Consider the following 17,940-nt stretch of genomic DNA (forward strand, 5'->3'; position numbering starts at 1 on the left):
GTTTTTACAAAGCGAAACGCTGATTGATTTCGTCGAGTCTGGCTGGTGTGCCAATGTCATCCCACTGACCTAAATATAGTTCAGTCGAAACCTGGTACTCACTGAGCCTTTCTCGCAAAATAGGCCCAAGCGGACGAATACCAGTACTGAGACCTTTAAAGAAATCAGCATGATAACGACTTATACCGGAAAAAGTATACTTTTGACTATCAGGACTTAGATGACTCAGTGCAAAATCACCATCAGGATTATGCGCAGGATTTTCAACAAGGACAATATGCGCCTCTCCTGCTTGCAGGTGTAACTGCATCAACGAAGTCACATCGTAATCAGTAAACACATCACCATTGATGACAATAAATTGCTCGCCCAATAACGGCAATGCTTGAATGATCCCCCCAGCGGTTTCTAGCCCCCCAGCTTGTTCTTGGCTATAAGTGATCGTTACACCAAACTGCGAACCATTACCGAAATACTCGATTATTTTGTCACCCTGCCAGGCAAGGTTAATAACAATATCGGTAACCCCGGCTTGACGTAAGTTATTAATATGATGCTCTAATAGTGGCTTGCCGTTAATCTTTAGCATCGGCTTTGGTTGCGTTTCGGTTAGCGGCATCATGCGTTTACCACGCCCAGCCGCTAGGATCATTGCTTTCATTTGGACTCTTTCGTTAAACGCTGCTTAGTCTGTGGAATAATTATCTGCTCTATCCACTGACCAAGGGCTGTTAACTCTGGGTATTCTTTACTGACATTACTGATGTATGTAAGGGTTGGCAGTACATTATTCAAATAGCCAGACTTTCCGTCACGTAATTTTAAGCGGCAAAATATGCCCGCAGCTTTTAAATGACGCTGCACGCCGGTTAAGTCAAACCAACGTTTAAACATCGCAAACGAAGTGTCTTGCAATAGCTGCTGCTCGCTAAATTCGTCATAAGCGTAATGTAAAAGGTAGTCGAGCTCTTGTTCTGGTAGCTTGAAATAGCAATCTCTTAATAATGAAACAAGGTCATAACACACCGGCCCTTGTACGGCATCTTGATAATCGATGATTGCCCATTGCTGCCCTGTGCGCATAATATTACGACTATGGAAGTCTCGGTGAACCGTAACAATTGGTTGCTCAAGGGCATTATTAATTAATAACTCACAGGCTTGTTGCCACATTTTCTGCTCATCAGCAGAGAGTTGCTCACCAATAAAGTTATCGACTAACCAATCTCTAAAAATGCTTAGCTCAAACTGTAAAAACTCGCCATCAAATACTTTCATATATTGGGCAGGCGGGATTTGCGCCCACTGTGCACTTAACTTTATTAGATGTTTGTAGTGTAAAGTGCGGTCTTCGTCGCCCAGTAAATCAGCCAAATGAGTATTGCCTAAATCACTCAGCAAGAAGAAGCCTTGTTTTTCATCAGCCTGAAGAATTTTTGGTAATTTAAAGCCATGCTGAGAAAATACTTTGTTGAGTTCTATATAAGGTGTGTTATCTAGTTTGTCTGGATCTGAGTCCATGACAATATAGCTTTGTTCACCTGTATTTACGCGGAAATAACGGCGAAAACTCGCATCCCCAGTGATGGCGGCTAATTGATATTCATCCTCTTTAAAGTGAGGATTTAAAAACTGCTGTAAACTTTTATAACGATTCATTTAGTAAGATATCTATTTTTCACTAAGTCAATTACTGTATTTGCCATTGTTTTCCTTTATTATGTCTAGCTTATATCCAACCAAAGAGCATTAAGGTCATTAAATGAGCAAAACCTGGGGCATAATGATGCTAAGCGTACTTAGCGCACCATCGTTCGCCGAAACTGAACTGGCACACAATTTTTGTGGCACTTCAATGCAAACCAGAGCTTGGCAACCGCTCCCTGGCCTTGAACTTAATACGATCGATATCAAATCCGATGATATTGAACTATTGGGTACCCAAAGCGCAGAATTTACCGGTAATGTAGATATTAACACCCTAACGATGAATTTGTCCGCACAAAGTGCACTGATTGACAAACAACGTGGGTTACTTAATGCAACCGGTCCTATCGTTTATCGCGATAAAGTAAGCCAAATTAATAGCTCTGGACTCAATGCAGATTTAAACAATTCTGAATTGAGCTTGCTAGGCGCAGACTATAAGTTTACTGATCAACTTGGTCATGGCGGCGCAGAAAAACTAACAGTTAATGAGTCTGGCCTAAACCTGATGAACGCAAGCTTTACTACCTGTCCGGGTGAAACACCTGTGTGGGCCATCGAAGCTGACGAAATCGACTTATCAAGAGAAGAAGGTTGGGGCGAAACACATAATACTGTGCTTAGAGTGTTTGATACCCCAGTACTTTATGTTCCTTATTTTACTTTCCCATTAGATGACCGTCGTAAGTCAGGTTTACTAACACCTAACTTCTCGAGCTCAGGCCGCTATGGTATCGAAACCATTACTCCTTATTACTGGAATATTGCACCAAATTACGACGCGACTATAACACCGCGCTATATGTCTAAACGCGGTTTACAAATGATTGGGGAATTTCGTTACTTAACTGAGCAAAATAATGGCTTAGTTGCTGTTGAGTACCTAGACAAAGATGACGAAGAGCCAAATGTAGACTCTCGTTACCTGTTCCACTGGCAACAGCAAAGTTATTTAGGTGAAAACTGGCGTGCTAATATCGACATAACAAACGTCAGTGATGATAACTACTTAACCGATTTAAACTCTGGTTATGCGACTCGCACCGATACTCAGTTGTACCGCACCGGTTCTCTAACCCACTTAGGTGACACTTGGCGAACCAATATCAAGTTGCAAAGTTTTGAAGTACTTGGTGATCACCGTGAATCATATGCGGCGCTGCCACAAATTAGTTTTTCGCAAACTGATGCATATGATTTTTATGGCATTGATTTAACCCTTGATGGTGAGCTCAGTTATTTCACTAATGATGAAGCTGTAATTGATGAAGCAAGCCGTGTTCATATAGAGCCTAAAGCAAGTTTTGGTTATCAAGAATACGCATGGTCATTTTTATCTGAGTTCAGCGTATTACATACTGAATACAACCAACATGGTGACTTAGCTGGTACCGAGTTTGATGAAAATGTCACTCGAACCCTACCTAAAGTGCGTTTATACAGCCAATTAAATTTTGAGCGTGATACTGCATTTTTCTTTAAAGATGGTATTCAAACTCTTGAACCACAAATTCAGTACTTATATACGCCAAATAAAGACCAATCAAATATTGGTCTTTACGATACAGCAAAATTACAAGACGATTTCTTTGGCTTATTTAGAGATCGCCGTTTTTCAAGTATCGACCGAATAGCAACTGCAAACCAATTTACGTTAGGTGCAACAACACGCTTATTTAGTAGTGAAAATGAAGAAGTATTTAACTTCAGTGCCGGACAAATTTTTTATTTAAGTAATGATGCCAAGCCTACATCACAAGGTATCGACTCCGACACTAACTACAATGCCTTGTTTGCAGCGCAAACCATGTTACATTGGCACCGTCGTTGGTATTTATCAGGTGGTATCCAGTACGACACTGATGGTAAAGAAATTATTCAGTCAAATATCACCTTAGATTATAAAGGTGACGATAAACAGCTCGTGCAATTGAACCATCGCTATGCAAATGATGTCTCAGGCAATACAATCGAGCAAGTTGGTCTATTTACCAGCATTCCGCTATCAGAAGATTGGCAGTTTGTTGGCAGCTACCACCGTGATTTAGAGAGCGGTCGTAGTATTGAGGTTTTCAGCGGTCTTCAGTATGAATCATGCTGTTGGGCGTTTCAAATCACAGGCCGTCGTCAAATCGAAACTGATTTGAACCAGGCGATTGGTCAAGAGCAAGCAACCTTTGACACAAGTATTGGTTTCAATATTGTGTTAAAAGGGCTTGGAAGCAAAAGCCGTTATGATGCACAAAAATTATTACAACAAGGTATTTTTGGCTATCGTAGACCGTATTTTCTTAATAACTAGTACCGCAGTACTATTAGCAAGAGTATTAGAAAAAGTATGAATTTAAAAAAATTATTTGCATCAGCATTATTAACAGTTGGCCTATGCCAAAGCGTTTTCGCAAAACCAGTTGAAATTGACAAAGTGGTGGGCGTTGTTAACCAAGGTGTTATCTTACAAAGTGAAGTAGACACCATTGTTAATCGCGTAAAGACTCAGGCTGCAGAGCAAGGTCAAGAATTACCTTCTGATGATACACTGCGAATTCAAGCCATTGAGCGTTTAGTTAGCCAAGAACTAATGATGCAACTTGCTGAGCGTATGGGTCTTGAGATTTCAGACTCGCAATTAGACCAAACTTTAGAAAATATGGCGCGTGAGCAAGGTGGCAGTATTGCTGACTTACGTAGGACAATTGAAGCGGCTGGAGACAGCTACCCTGCATATCGCGAAGAAATCCGTAAAGAGATCACCACGCAACAAGTAACTCGCATGAACGTGGATCGCCGTATTTATATCAGTACGCAAGAAATTGATAACCTGTTAAAAATCATGGAAACACAAGGTAAAAATGCCGAAGAATATGACATTGGCCATATCTTGATTGATATTCCTAGTGATGCTACTGCGGATGAAATTGCGAGCGCTAAAACGCGAGCTGAGAAAGTTATTGAGTTTTTAAAAGAAGGCAAAGAGTTCAAGCGTATTGCTATTTCATCTTCAAGCGGCTCAAAGGCACTTGAGGGTGGTCAGCTTGGTTGGATGAGCATCAACGAAATGCCATCGCTATTCGCAGAAGCTGTAAAAGGTCATAAAAAAGATGACATTGTTGGTCCGCTTCGTTCAGGTGCTGGTTTCCACATCATCAAAGTGCAAGATGTTCGTGGTCGTCAAGTTGTTGAAACAACAGAAGTTCGTTCACGCCATATCTTAGTTAAACCATCAATTATTTTAAGCGAAGAAAAAGCGCGTGACATGCTTAAAGGCTTTGCAAAAGATCTTCGTGATGGTAAAGCTGACTTTGCAGAACTTGCTAAAGAGTACTCTGAAGATCCAGGTTCAGCACTAAAAGGTGGTGAGTACGACTGGACTGACCCAAGCACCTATGTACCAGAGTTTAAGAATACCTTGCTTTCTCTAGATAAAAATGAAATCAGTGAGCCATTCAGAACTCAGTTTGGTTGGCACATTGTACAGCTACTTGATAAGCGTGTAGCAGATAAAACAGAGCAAGCTAAACGTAATCGCGCTCACCAACTACTGTTTAATCGTAAATTTAAAGAAGAAAGTTTCAACTGGCAGCAAGAAATGCGTGAGCAAGCACACGTTGATATTTTCCCAACAGAATAATAATTATGACCATTAGAATTGCAATTACCCCAGGTGAGCCAGCTGGTATTGGCCCTGATTTACTTATCAAGTTAGCGCAGCACCAGTGGGATGCCCAACTGGTGGTGATTGCTGATGGCGCGTTATTAAAACAGCGCGCTAAGTTGCTTGGTTTAGATATCAATTTAATTGACTTCGATGATAGCCAAGCACCAAGCATTGCCCCTGCAGGCAGCGTTTACTTACACCAAGTAGATTTAGGCACAGACGTTGAAGTGGGCGTACTTAATGACGCTAACGGTCAATATGTGTTGGATACACTGCGCATTGCCAGTGAAAAAAATATGGATGGTACTTTTGCTGCTGTTGTTACAGGCCCAGTTCATAAAGGGATTATCAACAAAGCGGGGATTTCGTTCAGCGGTCACACAGAATATTTTGCACAGCAATCAAATACTGCCGATGTAGTGATGTTGTTAGCAACTGAAGGCTTGCGCGTGGCACTTGTTACGACCCATATACCACTTGCTTATGTATCGCGCGCAATCACCGTTGAGCGTTTAAGCAAAGTAGCCACAATATTAAATCATGACTTACAAACAAAGTTTGGCATTGAAAAACCACGCATTCTCGTATGTGGCTTAAACCCACATGCCGGCGAAGATGGTCATTTAGGCACTGAAGAAATTGACACTATAACGCCAACTCTTGAGCTATTAAATAACCAAGGTATGAACTTAATTGGCCCATTGCCTGCTGATACCCTATTCCAAGATAAATATCTTTCGCAAGCAGATGCAGTGCTTGCAATGTATCACGATCAGGGATTACCTGTGCTAAAATACAAAGGTTTCGGCAATTCGGTCAACATCACTCTTGGCCTGCCATTTATTCGCACCTCAGTAGATCACGGCACGGCTCTCGATTTAGCCGGCACAGGTACTGCTGATGTAGGTAGTTTTGAATTAGCGATCCGCGAAGCAATTAAGCTCGCCCATGAAAAAGCGCAGAATCAATGACAGATAAAGTACATTTAGGACACCGCGCGCGTAAGCGTTTTGGTCAAAACTTTTTAAACGATGACATGATCATCGACAAAATCGTCACGGCCATTGATCCTAAACCTGAAGATAATTTAGTAGAAATCGGCCCGGGTCTTGGTGCTATCACTGAGCCAGTCGCTGATTTAAGTGGCCACCTAACGGTTGTTGAGTTAGATAAAGACTTAGCAGAACGTTTAACGAGCCACCCATTCTTAGGGCCAAAGTTAACAGTGCATCAAGGCGATGCAATGAAGTTCGACTTTAGCTCTTTGATCAAGTCAGACGAAAAATTAAAGATTTTTGGTAACTTACCTTACAATGTTTCGACCCCGCTGTTATTCCATTTATTTGAATTTGCAGACAATGTTGAGCATATGCACTTTATGCTGCAAAAAGAAGTAGTTAAACGTATGGTCGCAGGCCCAGGCAGCAAAGCTTTTGGCCGCTTGAGTGTAATGACACAATATTACTGTCACGCAATGCCAGTGATTGATGTGCCACCAGAGTGCTTTAAGCCAGCCCCTAAGGTCGATTCAGCAGTAATTCGTTTGATCCCTAAAAAGCCTGAACAGCGTTCAGCTAAAAGTACAAAACTTCTTAACACAGTATGCTTAGAAGCCTTTAATCAGCGCCGTAAGACTCTGCGTAATAGTTTATCTAACTTACTTACAGCTGAAGAACTAACAAGCATCGGCATTGATATCACGCTGCGTGCTGAAAGCCTGTCTTTACAACAATTTATTGATATAGCTAATTGGATTTATGACAACAAGCAGTAATCTAGGTTCTCCAATTAAGGTGTCGGTTGAGACCTTCTACGTAGAAGGTCAATCAGAGCCTGAACAAGATAAATACGTTTTTGCTTATTCTATCACCATTAAAAACCACAGTTTATGCAGTGCTAAGCTTTTGAGCCGTTATTGGTTAATTACTGATGCTAACGGCAAAGAAGTGGAAGTACAAGGTGAAGGTGTTGTTGGTGAAACCCCAACCATTGCCCCAGGTGAAAGCTACAAATACACCAGTGGCGCTGTGCTTGATACCCCAGTTGGGACAATGCAAGGTCATTACACCATGCGTAACGAATTTGGGACTGAATTCGAAGCACCAATCGAGGTGTTTCGTTTAGCTCGCCCAAACATATTGCACTAAATAACGATGGCTGATTATGCAATTGGTGATTTACAGGGGTGTTATAGTGAATTTGATGCGTTATTGAAACGGGTCAACTTCAACCCAAGCCAAGATCACCTTTACTTAGTCGGCGATATAGTCGCTCGAGGTCCTGACTCACTCGCCTGTCTCGAGCGTCTTCATACTATGCAAGGCAGTGTAACTATTACCCTTGGTAATCATGATTTACACCTTATCGCTTGTCATTATCTAAATAAACCTGCAAACCCCAAAGATAAGCTGGCCGATGTTTTTAATAGTCCAAAACGCGCTGAATATATTCATTTTTTACAGCAACAGCCATTAGCTATTTGGCTTGAACGCTATAACATGCTGATAAGTCATGCTGGCCTAAATCCTAGCTGGTCAATAAAAAAAGCATTGAAACGTGCTAGTTTTGCCCAACAATGCTATCAAGGAGCTGATGCAACTCATTACTTCGCCAATATGTACGATCCCCATCCGTTACAGTGGCAATCGAATTTAAGTAGTGAAGCTAAATTTCGCTATATTGTTAATTATTTCACTCGGATGCGGTTCGTAAACCTTACAGGTGAACTCGATTTTGCAAACAAAACCAGTATTAGTGAAGACAGCTCAATAATACCTTGGTTCGATCACCCTGATATTTCTAAGTTAAAACAGCATATTGCATTTGGCCACTGGGCTGCTTTAGAAGGTAAAGTCAAACAAGAAAACATCCACGCACTTGATACAGGCTGTGTTTGGGGTGGCGCAATGACCCTAATGGAACTCAACACAAAAGACTATTTCGTCGAAAAATCCCACTCTTTTATCTAAATAAACTGAAAAATAGCTGAACATCTGTTAGATTTATAACAATTAAAATAAATTTAATTTAAAGCTAATTAAATTTAAATACTTAACTAATTGGCAACCTTGCCGATAAGTGTTGATTAGTACTATTTTCTGGAATTGCATATGAACTTGACCGTTAGACAGCGCATTTGGGGTGGCTTTATTGTTATTACGTTACTCCTGCTTTTTATTGGTGGTAACTCGTTGGTAAAAATTACCAACATAGATCAATCAACACAGCGAGTTAACCAGCTTTCGCTGCCAGCTCTCGATAAGAGTTATGAGTTACAGGTTGAATTTATTTTAATGAGTAAGTCAGCTCAGGCAAGTTTTTATACTAGTGCGCAAGATGAACTGGCGACATTAAGAAAAAATTTCAACCAACAAAAAAAACGATATGATAATTCCTACCAAGAGCTTCAACAAATTGTTAGCAACGATCCAAAGCTAAAACAAAGCAGCCAACAAGTTGAGCAAACTTATAAGCGCTTTGTTAAGTCTGTCGACAACCTGTTTGCAGATAAACAAACTCAACTTGAGCTAAATAAAACACTACGCACCCAGCTTGAAAACATCGAAATCAGTGCTGAAGATGCAAATTCAGTGGTGCTTGATATTATTGATATAGATGGACTTGAAGAAAACCATTCACGTGCTTATCAAGCCGCCAATAACATGGAAAACAACTTCCAATCAGTCGTCACTAACAGCACTGATATGCTAACGGTGAAAACTCTCAACACATTAGACATCGTAAAAAATGAACAGGTTTATTACTTAGAAGAAGTTGAGCGTAGTTTAGGGCTCATTCGCCCAGCAATTATTGATAATAACGCCGGTTTGTATAATGATTTAAACGGCTACTTTGAAACGCTTTCAGATAATGTTCGTGGTAATAACAGTTTATCTGCAAATAAAAAACGTTTAATTGATGCAATTGCTAAAACAGAAGCTGAATTAGCAAACGCAGAAAACTCTACTAGTGAAGCATTAAAGCAATTAAAAGAACTAGTTGACCAAGCTACAGTGCTGGCTTTTGACTTGCAGCAAGATGTCAGCGGTAATGTCTCAACAGCAACTATTTGGACTTGGGTTGCCATGGTGATTGCTACTTTAATTGCTATCATCGTTGCTGCTGTGACTGTTAATCGTATAACCAAGCCCCTTTCTGAAGTAAACCGTATCCTTGATATCGTGGCAAGCGGTGACATGACACAGCGTCTTGACGACTCAGCTAAAGACGAGTTCGGTGAACTATCACGTAGCTGTAATACGCTAATTGAAAGTTTGCGTACGCTTATCCAAGGTATAATCTCTCGCTCTACACAGCTAGCTGCTGCTTCTGAAGAGACATCGGCAATCACTGAAGAATCTAGCCAAGCTATACGTAATCAACAAGCACAGGTTGAACAAGCGGCAACGGCAACAACTGAGATGAGCAGTACATCACAAGCGGTAAGTAGCAGTGCTCAACAAGCTCTTAGTGAAATAAAGAACGCTGACAAAGAAGCAGATCGTGTCAAAGGCATTTCATCACAAAATAAAGCAACCATTGAGCAACTAGCTCGTGAAGTCGATGATGCATCGCAAGTTATCAACCAACTTCATAAAGACAGCGCTTCAATCGGTGGCATTTTAGATGTTATTCGTGGCATTGCTGAGCAAACCAACCTACTTGCGCTTAATGCAGCCATTGAAGCAGCCCGTGCCGGTGAACAAGGCCGAGGCTTTGCCGTAGTTGCTGATGAAGTACGCTCTCTAGCAAGCAAGACTCAAGAGTCGACCCAAGAGATCCAAGCAATGATTGAATCGCTTCAGGTTGGCGCTGAGGCTGCTGTATCGGCTATGTCGAAAGGTAAGCAACAAGCTGAGTCGTGCGTTGAGCAATCAGACCTTGCAAACACGGCCCTTGATTCAATCACTGCTGCCGTTGCACAGGCTCATAACGTAAGTGAAGAGATTTCAACAGCCGCTCACGAACAACATCAAGTATCTCAAGAGATCAGTGAACGTTTAGAGTCGATTGTAGCAATCGCAGAGCAAACAGCTGAAGGTGCAAACCAAACTAATATCTCAAGCTCTGAAGTAGCAAAACTGGCTGAAGAACTGCGTTTATCGGTAGATGCGTTTAAAGTATAGTAAGCTACAAGCTAATGAAGAATAGAAGCCGTGTTTGTGAAAGCAAACGCGGTTTTTTTATAGTAATTCTTAACGAGGTTAACAGCTGGCTTTTGATTCAGTCTTATTGTGAATAACTAAAATGTGCTGATGGTTAAAAAACAAAAAACCCAGCCGGAGCTGGGTTTTTAAAACGATTAGTCAAAAGAACTTACTTCTTTTTAACTGCTTTTTTGTTTGGAAGGTCAGTGATTGAACCTTCGAAGATTTCAGCAGCTAGACCGATTGATTCGTTTAATGTTGGGTGAGCGTGAATAGTTAACGCTAGGTCTTCACCGTCTGCGCCCATTTCAACTGCTAAGCCGATTTCACCTAGCATTTCACCTGCGTTGATACCAACCATAGCACCACCGATAACACGACCTGAGTCTTTATCGAAGATTAGCTTAGTTTGACCTTCAGTACGTGCTGAAGCGATCGCACGACCAGAAGCAGCCCAAGGGAATACAGCAGTTTCGATGCTTAATCCTTGCTCTTTAGCTTCTTTCTCAGTTACACCAACCCATGCGATTTCTGGATCTGTGTATGCGATTGAAGGAATGCACTTAGGATCGAAGAAGTGTTTCTGACCAGAGATAACTTCTGCAGCAACGTGAGCTTCGTGAACCGCTTTGTGTGCAAGCATTGGTTGACCAACGATATCACCGATAGCGAAGATGTGATCAACGTTTGTTTTAAGTTGCTTATCAACATTGATGAAACCACGCTCATCAACGTTAACGCCTGCTTTATCAGCGTCAAGTAATTTACCGTTAGGTGTACGACCTACAGCTACAAGCACTTTGTCGTAACGTACTGCGTCAGCTGGTGCGTTTTTGCCTTCGAATGAAACGTATAGACCGTCTTCTTTCGCTTCAACGCCAACAACTTTAGTAGAAAGCATTACGTTGAACTTGTTCTTAACGTATTTTTGGTAGATCTTGATAACGTCTTTATCAGCTGCTGGTACTAATTGATCAGCAAACTCAACTACGTCGATTTCAGAACCTAGTGCACGGTATACAGTACCCATTTCAAGACCGATGATACCACCACCTAAAACTAGTAGTTTCTCAGGAACGTCTTTAAGCTCTAGCGCACCAGTTGAGTCAATTACACGGTCATCTTCAGGGATGAAAGGTAAGTTAACAGGTTGAGAACCCGCTGCAATAATAGCATTGTCAAAAGTGATTGTTGTTGTACCGTCTTCACCTTCAACAGCAAGTGTGTTGCTACCAGTGAATTTACCGTAGCCGCTAACTACTTTCACTTTACGCATTTTAGCCATGCCGTCTAGGCCGCCAGTTAGTTGACCGATAACAGACTCTTTCCAAGAACGGATTTTGTCTAGGTCGATTTCAGGCTTGCCAAAAGTAACGCCGTGAGATGACATTTCAGCTGCGTCATCGATCACTTTAGCTACGTGTAAAAGTGCTTTTGAAGGAATACAACCCACATTTAGACATACACCGCCTAATGTGTTGCGAGATTCTACCAGTGTAACTTCTAAGCCCAAGTCAGCAGCACGGAAAGCCGCAGAATAACCACCAGGACCACCGCCTAGTACAACAACTTGAGTTTTTAATTCGTTGCTCATGCTATTACCTTAAATGTTTGAACGGGACACTGCCCCTAAGTTTAACTGCCATGTTTCTGCAAGGCAGAAAGGGAGAGCAGATATCTATACCAAGATTGTTCTATGGCAAAGATTGTATCATTGCCAATGGTAAAAATCCCAGCAAAAAACAACTTGCTGGGATTTGATTCTTATAATTTACGAGACGATTACATCACTAGTTGACGAATATCGCTCATGTAGCTTGCTAGCGTCACAGTAAAGCGTGCTGCTAGGGCACCGTCAATAACCCTATGGTCGTATGACATTGATAATGGAACCATTAATTTAGGTTCAAACTCTTTGCCATTCCACTTAGGTTTCATTTCTGACTTAGATACACCCAAGATAGCAACTTCTGGCGCATTCACAATTGGCGTGAACGCTGTACCACCGATACCACCAAGGCTTGAGATTGTGAAACAACCGCCTTGCATATCAGATGAAGTTAGCTTGCCGTCACGTGCTTTCTTAGAAATATCCATTAACTCACGAGAAAGTTCAATGATGCCTTTCTTATCAACATCTTTGAACACTGGAACAACTAGACCATTTGGCGTATCAACTGCAACACCGATATTGATGTATTTCTTCAAGATTAAGCTTTCGCCGTCTTCAGACAGTGAAGAGTTAAACGTTGGGAATTCAGCCAATGCTTTCGCCGCTGCTTTCATTACAAATACAAGTGGTGTGATTTTAACACCCAGCTTTTTCTTTTCAGCAAGTGCGTTTTGCTCTTTACGGAATGCTTCAAGGCTTGTGATATCAGCTTCGTCAAACTGTGTAACATGTGGGATTTGCACCCAGTTACGGTGTAAGTTAGCACCTGATAGCTTCTGGATACGAGAAAGTTTCTTCTCTTCAATTTCACCAAACTTAGCAAAATCAACCTTAGGCCAAGGGATAAGACCTAACTCACCGCCACCGGCATTACCTTTACCTGCAGATAGCTGACCTGACTCAACTTTCTTCACAAGGTCTTTCACGTAGTTTTGTACGTCTTCTTTCACAACACGATTCTTACGACCCGTGCCTTTTACGTTTGCTAGGTTAATACCAAACTCACGCGCTAAACGACGAACAACAGGCGATGCATGTGCATACGCTTTGTTATCTGCAAAACCTTCGTTGCTTGCAGGTGCTGCTGCAGGCTTTTCAGCCGCAGGCGCTTTTGCTGCAGGAGCAGGCGCTGCTTCAGCTTTTGCAGGAGCAGGTGCCGCTGCAGTTGGTGCACTACCCGCTACTTCAAATACAAAGATAAGTGAGCCAGTTGATACTTTATCCCCAGCTGCTACTTTGATTTCTTTAACAGTACCGGCAAATGGTGCTGGTACTTCCATTGATGCTTTATCGCCTTCAACGTTTAAGATTGATTGATCTTCTTCAACCTTATCGCCAACAGCAACCATCACTTCGGTTACTTCAACTTCGTCACCACCGATATCAGGCACGTTTACTTCTTTAGTGCTTGATGCCGCTGCTGCCGGCGCTGCTTCAGCTGGTGCTGATTCTGCAGCTGGCGCTTCTGAACCGCTTGAAGCTGTTTCAAAAACGAAGATTAGAGAGCCCGTTTTCACTTTATCGCCAGTCGCGATTTTGATCTCTTTAACCGTACCCGCCATTGGAGCAGGTACTTCCATTGATGCTTTATCGCCTTCAACGCTTAATAAAGATTGCTCTTCTTCAACCGTGTCACCTACCGCAACCATGATTTCAGTTACTTCAACTTCATCATCGCCGATATCTGGCACAGTTACTTCCTGTGTAGCAGAAGCTGCAGGCGCAGCTGCTGGAGCTGGCGCTTCTTCTTTAGCCTCTGCAGGAGCCGCAGCTTGTTCTTCACCTTCGAAGATCATGATAAGTGAACCCGTCGTTACCGTATCACCTTCAGCTACTTTAATTTCTTTAACCGTACCTGCTTGTGCAGCAGGTACTTCCATTGATGCTTTGTCGCCTTCAACCGTTAATAACGATTGGTCAACCTCAACCTTATCACCAACGCTAACAAGGATTTCGGTTACTTCAACTTCATCGCCACCGATATCTGGTACATTAATTTCAATACTCATTGGAACCTCTTATGCGTATAGCGGGTTAACTTTGTTTGTGTCGATGTCGAATTTCTTGATTGCTTCAACAACTACTGACTTCTCAACTTCACCACGTTTAGCAAGCTCAGATAGTGTTGCAACCACAACATAACCAGCATTCACTTCGAAGTGACGACGTAAGTTTTCACGGCTATCAGAACGACCGTAACCATCAGTACCTAACACTTTGTAGTTGCTGCTTGGTACGAATGAACGAACTTGTTCTGCGTAGTTCTTCATGTAGTCTGTTGCAGCAACAGTCACGGCATCTGTTAATGTGTTAGTGATATAAGCAGTCTTTTGCTCTGCTTCAGGGTTAAGCATGTTGAAACGCTCAGCGTCTTGACCGTCACGCGTTAACTCGTTGAATGATGTTACAGAGAATACATCTGAACCAATACCATACTCTTCGCTCAGGATTTGTGCCGCTTTGCGCACTTCAATCATGATAGTACCTGAACCTAGTAACTGTACTTTCGCTTTATCGCCAGCCACAGTTTCAAGCTTGTAGATACCTCTACGAATACCTTCTTCAGCGCCTTCTGGCATTGCTGGTTGATGGTAGTTTTCGTTCATTAGCGTTAGGTAATAGAACACATTTTCTTGGTCTTCACCGTACATGCGACGGATACCGTCTTGCATGATTACCGCTACTTCGTATGCGAATGTCGGATCATAAGAAATACAGTTAGGAACCGTGTTAGCAAGAATGTGGCTGTGACCATCTTCGTGCTGTAAACCTTCACCGTTTAGTGTAGTACGACCTGCCGTAGCACCTAGTAAGAAACCACGAGCTTGTTGGTCACCGGCCATCCACGCCATATCACCTACACGTTGGAAACCAAACATTGAGTAGTAGATGTAGAATGGGATCATTGGTAAATCGTTAGTGCTGTATGATGTTGCAGCAGCAACCCATGATGACATTGCACCTAACTCGTTGATACCTTCTTGTAATACCTGACCTGATGTTGCTTCTTTGTAGTAAGAAACGATGTCACGGTCTTGCGGCGTGTAGTTTTGGCCATGCGGGTTGTAAATACCGATTTGACGGAATAAACCTTCCATACCAAATGTACGCGCTTCATCAGCGATGATAGGAACGATGTTTTTACCAATGCCCTTGTCTTTTAGTAATACGTTAAGTGCACGTACAAAGCCCATTGTTGTAGAGATGTCACGCTTTTGCTCTTCAAGTAGTGGCTTGAACGCGTCAACTTCTGGCAATGTTAAGCTTTCAGAAAACTTAGGAATACGCTTAGGTGTGTAACCTTGAAGCGCTTCACGGCGAGCGTGAAGATACTTGTACTCTTCAGAACCCTCTTCAAGAGTAAGGTATGGTAATTCTTTAATTTCTTCATCAGAAACTAAATCTTGTAGACCTAAACGTGAACGTAGGTGCTCAACGTGGGTCATGTCCATTTTCTTAACTTGGTGCGCGATGTTTTTACCTTCAGCCGCTTCACCCATGCCGTAACCTTTTACAGTTTTAGCTAGGATCACAGTCGGACGATCTTTGGTTTCTTCCGCTTTTTTGAATGCAGCGTAAAGTTTTGAAGGCTCATGGCCACCACGCTTAAGTGCGAAGATTTCTTCATCAGTCATATCAGCAACAAGTGCTGCTGTTTCTGGGTAACGACCGAAGAAGTGCTCACGAACATATGCACCGTCTTTTGCTTTATATGTTTGGTAATCACCGTCAATCGTTTCGTTCATTAACTGCAGTAATTTACCTGATGTATCTTTAGCAAGTAGGATATCCCAACCACTACCCCATACAACTTTAATCACGTTCCAGCCTGCACCTTTGAATAGGCCTTCAAGCTCTTGAATGATCTTACCGTTACCCATTACTGGGCCATCTAAACGCTGTAAGTTACAGTTTATTAGGTAACATAAGTTATCTAGCTTCTCACGCGCAGCGAATGAGATTGCACCACGTGATTCTGGCTCATCCATTTCACCATCGCCTAAGAAAGCGTATACACGTTGGTTTTTAGTGTCTTTTAAGCCACGACCGTCTAGGTATTTTAAGAAACGAGCTTGGTAGATTGAAGCAATTGGACCAAGACCCATAGATACCGTAGGGAACTGCCAGAATTCAGGCATTAATTTAGGGTGTGGGTATGAAGGAAGACCTTTACCATCAACTTCTTGACGGAAGTTATCAAGCTGCTCAGCAGTTAAACGACCTTCAACAAATGCACGTGCATAGATACCTGGAGAAATGTGACCTTGGTAATAAACTAAATCACCGCCATCAACATCGTTTGGTGCTTTGAAGAAGTGGTTAAAACATACTTCATAGAATGCAGCTGAAGACTGGTAAGACGCCATATGGCCGCCTAAGTCTAGATCTTTTTTCGACGCGCGTAATACGATCATGATCGCATTCCAACGAATGATTGAACGAATACGACGTTCAATGTTTACGTCACCTGGGTAAGCAGGTTCTTGATCTACCGGAATGGTATTAACGTAGTTAGTGGTTGTGCCAGTAGGCATATCAACACCGTCTAAACGGGCTTGCTCTAACACTTGCTCAAGTAAGAATTGAGCACGTTCAACACCTTCTTCACGCACAACAGACTCAAGGGCTTGTAACCACTCTTGTGTTTCTAGCGCGTCTACGTCAATTTTATTGACTTCAGACATATGGAGGTTTCCTTATGTTTAAAATACTAATTATTTTAATAAATCTTAAAATTAAGTAGTTAACTAAACTTAGCTAATCACTTGCTTAATGTTGTTTGGTGCGTCTTAAACTACGTTCAATCCGCGAATGCTCTTTGCCAGCCTCAAGTAAGGCTTCTTCGATAAAGGCTAAGTGAGCATTACTAGCAAGACGTGCTTGCTCTGGGTTTCCTTCAATAACCGCATCCATCAACAGTCGTCTATGTTCTGCGAGCTGCTGACTGATCTGTGGTTTTTTTAACAGTACAGTTAAATTCTGTAATACATTTTGCTCTAGCAAGGCCTGCATACCACGTACTAAATGTAGCAGTACAACGTTATGAGACGCTTCTGCCACACTAAAATGGAATGCATTAATTGCTTTTGCTTTTTGCACAATGTCGTCATTAACGAGCGCAATGTTGTCAAAGCTTTGTTTTACTTTTTTGAAGTCATTCGTTGTGCCACGCATAGCTGCATAATATGCTGCGATTCCTTCAAGGGCATGACGAAATTCGAGTAAATCAAATTGTGACTCTGGATGCTTACTAATCAAATCAAAAAGCGGATCAGTGAGCCCCTCTTCAAGCTGATTTTTTACGAACGTTCCGCCCCCTTGGCGACGCGTTACTAACCCCTTGGCTTCTAGCTTTTGAATCGCCTCACGCAGTGAGGGTCGCGATACTTCAAATTGTTTCGCTAATTCACGTTCAGGAGGCAGCTTTTCGCCTGGCGCTAACGACCCCTCAAGAATCATATTCTCAAGTTGTTGTAAAATTACATCAGATAATTTTGCTGCTTTAATCTTTAAAGACATTTATTAACGTCCGCATTGTTATGCGCTAACCCCATAAATATCGGGTATTTAGCCTTGTGCTTTGACCAAAAAGGTAAATTGGTCATACCAAATTTGTCGCATACGTTATCAAAAACCCGTATTTCTGTCAATTTCACTACGTTCAGCGCCTAGTTACACCCTAACGTAATTCGTCTAAAGATTAAACAGTATGGATTAAAGTGGCTTTTTCTGAAGGAAAAAACAATAAAAAATAA

The 17,940-nt window shown here is 42.0% G+C and carries 13 protein-coding genes; 7 read left to right on the forward strand and 6 right to left on the reverse strand.

What is annotated here, in order from left to right; genetic code table 11:
- Positions 1 to 4: 4 nt before the first annotated feature.
- Together murU and IRQ78_RS09175 are read right to left on the reverse strand one after the other, a co-directional pair.
- Positions 5 to 661, reverse strand: coding sequence for an N-acetylmuramate alpha-1-phosphate uridylyltransferase MurU (murU, locus tag IRQ78_RS09170; RefSeq protein ID WP_194441845.1), 657 nt, complete (start codon positions 659 to 661; stop codon positions 5 to 7).
- Positions 658 to 1,659, reverse strand: coding sequence for an aminoglycoside phosphotransferase family protein (locus IRQ78_RS09175; RefSeq protein ID WP_138619082.1), 1,002 nt, complete (start codon positions 1,657 to 1,659; stop codon positions 658 to 660). Before IRQ78_RS09175 ends, murU begins: the two co-directional genes overlap by 4 nt.
- A gap of 103 nt (positions 1,660 to 1,762) precedes the next feature.
- Between IRQ78_RS09175 and lptD the strand changes: the two genes are divergently transcribed.
- The 7 genes from lptD to IRQ78_RS09210 all read left to right on the forward strand — a co-directional run bounded on the left by lptD (position 1,763) and on the right by IRQ78_RS09210 (position 10,491).
- Complete coding sequence (gene lptD, locus IRQ78_RS09180; protein WP_194441846.1) at positions 1,763 to 4,009, forward strand: LPS assembly protein LptD; 2,247 nt, start codon at positions 1,763 to 1,765, stop codon at positions 4,007 to 4,009.
- A gap of 36 nt (positions 4,010 to 4,045) precedes the next feature.
- Positions 4,046 to 5,338, forward strand: coding sequence for a peptidylprolyl isomerase SurA (gene surA, locus IRQ78_RS09185; RefSeq protein ID WP_138601738.1), 1,293 nt, complete (start codon positions 4,046 to 4,048; stop codon positions 5,336 to 5,338).
- A gap of 5 nt (positions 5,339 to 5,343) precedes the next feature.
- Positions 5,344 to 6,336 carry a 4-hydroxythreonine-4-phosphate dehydrogenase PdxA gene (gene pdxA / locus IRQ78_RS09190; protein WP_054550998.1) on the forward strand — a complete coding sequence of 331 codons (993 nt, stop codon included), beginning with the start codon at positions 5,344 to 5,346 and terminating at the stop codon, positions 6,334 to 6,336.
- Entirely contained in the window at positions 6,333 to 7,139 is an 807-nt protein-coding gene (gene rsmA / locus IRQ78_RS09195; RefSeq protein ID WP_054550997.1) for a 16S rRNA (adenine(1518)-N(6)/adenine(1519)-N(6))-dimethyltransferase RsmA, read from the forward strand. Before pdxA ends, rsmA begins: the two co-directional genes overlap by 4 nt.
- Positions 7,123 to 7,512 (forward strand): Co2+/Mg2+ efflux protein ApaG, encoded by a 390-nt coding sequence (apaG, locus tag IRQ78_RS09200; RefSeq protein WP_054550996.1) that lies wholly within the window; start codon positions 7,123 to 7,125, stop codon positions 7,510 to 7,512. Before rsmA ends, apaG begins: the two co-directional genes overlap by 17 nt.
- A gap of 6 nt (positions 7,513 to 7,518) precedes the next feature.
- Complete coding sequence (locus IRQ78_RS09205) at positions 7,519 to 8,334, forward strand: symmetrical bis(5'-nucleosyl)-tetraphosphatase (RefSeq protein WP_054550995.1); 816 nt, start codon at positions 7,519 to 7,521, stop codon at positions 8,332 to 8,334.
- A 141-nt stretch (positions 8,335 to 8,475) separates the two neighbouring features.
- Positions 8,476 to 10,491 carry a methyl-accepting chemotaxis protein gene (locus IRQ78_RS09210; RefSeq protein WP_194441847.1) on the forward strand — a complete coding sequence of 672 codons (2,016 nt, stop codon included), beginning with the start codon at positions 8,476 to 8,478 and terminating at the stop codon, positions 10,489 to 10,491.
- 190 nt (positions 10,492 to 10,681) lie between these two features.
- Here the strand turns inward: IRQ78_RS09210 and lpdA are convergent, their stop codons facing one another.
- The 4 genes from lpdA to pdhR form a co-directional block, all read right to left on the reverse strand.
- Positions 10,682 to 12,106, reverse strand: a complete 1,425-nt coding sequence (gene lpdA, locus IRQ78_RS09215; protein WP_194441848.1) for a dihydrolipoyl dehydrogenase — start codon at positions 12,104 to 12,106, stop codon at positions 10,682 to 10,684.
- Between the two features lie 188 nt (positions 12,107 to 12,294).
- Positions 12,295 to 14,193 (reverse strand): pyruvate dehydrogenase complex dihydrolipoyllysine-residue acetyltransferase, encoded by a 1,899-nt coding sequence (gene aceF, locus IRQ78_RS09220; RefSeq protein ID WP_194441849.1) that lies wholly within the window; start codon positions 14,191 to 14,193, stop codon positions 12,295 to 12,297.
- Between the two features lie 9 nt (positions 14,194 to 14,202).
- Positions 14,203 to 16,869, reverse strand: a complete 2,667-nt coding sequence (gene aceE / locus IRQ78_RS09225) for a pyruvate dehydrogenase (acetyl-transferring), homodimeric type (protein WP_166340477.1) — start codon at positions 16,867 to 16,869, stop codon at positions 14,203 to 14,205.
- 85 nt (positions 16,870 to 16,954) lie between these two features.
- Positions 16,955 to 17,704: a pyruvate dehydrogenase complex transcriptional repressor PdhR gene (gene pdhR, locus IRQ78_RS09230; RefSeq protein WP_036965924.1), complete on the reverse strand. Its 750-nt coding sequence runs from the start codon at positions 17,702 to 17,704 to the stop codon at positions 16,955 to 16,957.
- Positions 17,705 to 17,940: the final 236 nt, after the last annotated feature.

The sequence above is a fragment of the Pseudoalteromonas simplex genome (genome assembly GCF_015278155.1).
In the GTDB taxonomy this organism is placed as follows: domain Bacteria; phylum Pseudomonadota; class Gammaproteobacteria; order Enterobacterales; family Alteromonadaceae; genus Pseudoalteromonas; species Pseudoalteromonas simplex.

Excerpts from the sequence above, each read along its gene's own strand:
- aceE (WP_166340477.1), bottom strand. The coding sequence starts at position 16,869 with ATGTCTGAAGTCAATAAAATTGACGTAGACGCGCTAGAAACACAAGAG.
- IRQ78_RS09205 (WP_054550995.1), top strand. The coding sequence starts at position 7,519 with ATGGCTGATTATGCAATTGGTGATTTACAGGGGTGTTATAGTGAATTT.
- aceF (WP_194441849.1), bottom strand. The coding sequence starts at position 14,193 with ATGAGTATTGAAATTAATGTACCAGATATCGGTGGCGATGAAGTTGAA.
- IRQ78_RS09175 (WP_138619082.1), bottom strand. The coding sequence starts at position 1,659 with ATGAATCGTTATAAAAGTTTACAGCAGTTTTTAAATCCTCACTTTAAA.
- pdxA (WP_054550998.1), top strand. The coding sequence starts at position 5,344 with ATGACCATTAGAATTGCAATTACCCCAGGTGAGCCAGCTGGTATTGGC.
- murU (WP_194441845.1), bottom strand. The coding sequence starts at position 661 with ATGAAAGCAATGATCCTAGCGGCTGGGCGTGGTAAACGCATGATGCCG.
- rsmA (WP_054550997.1), top strand. The coding sequence starts at position 6,333 with ATGACAGATAAAGTACATTTAGGACACCGCGCGCGTAAGCGTTTTGGT.
- lptD (WP_194441846.1), top strand. The coding sequence starts at position 1,763 with ATGAGCAAAACCTGGGGCATAATGATGCTAAGCGTACTTAGCGCACCA.
- lpdA (WP_194441848.1), bottom strand. The coding sequence starts at position 12,106 with ATGAGCAACGAATTAAAAACTCAAGTTGTTGTACTAGGCGGTGGTCCT.
- pdhR (WP_036965924.1), bottom strand. The coding sequence starts at position 17,704 with ATGTCTTTAAAGATTAAAGCAGCAAAATTATCTGATGTAATTTTACAA.
- IRQ78_RS09210 (WP_194441847.1), top strand. The coding sequence starts at position 8,476 with ATGAACTTGACCGTTAGACAGCGCATTTGGGGTGGCTTTATTGTTATT.
- apaG (WP_054550996.1), top strand. The coding sequence starts at position 7,123 with ATGACAACAAGCAGTAATCTAGGTTCTCCAATTAAGGTGTCGGTTGAG.
- surA (WP_138601738.1), top strand. The coding sequence starts at position 4,046 with ATGAATTTAAAAAAATTATTTGCATCAGCATTATTAACAGTTGGCCTA.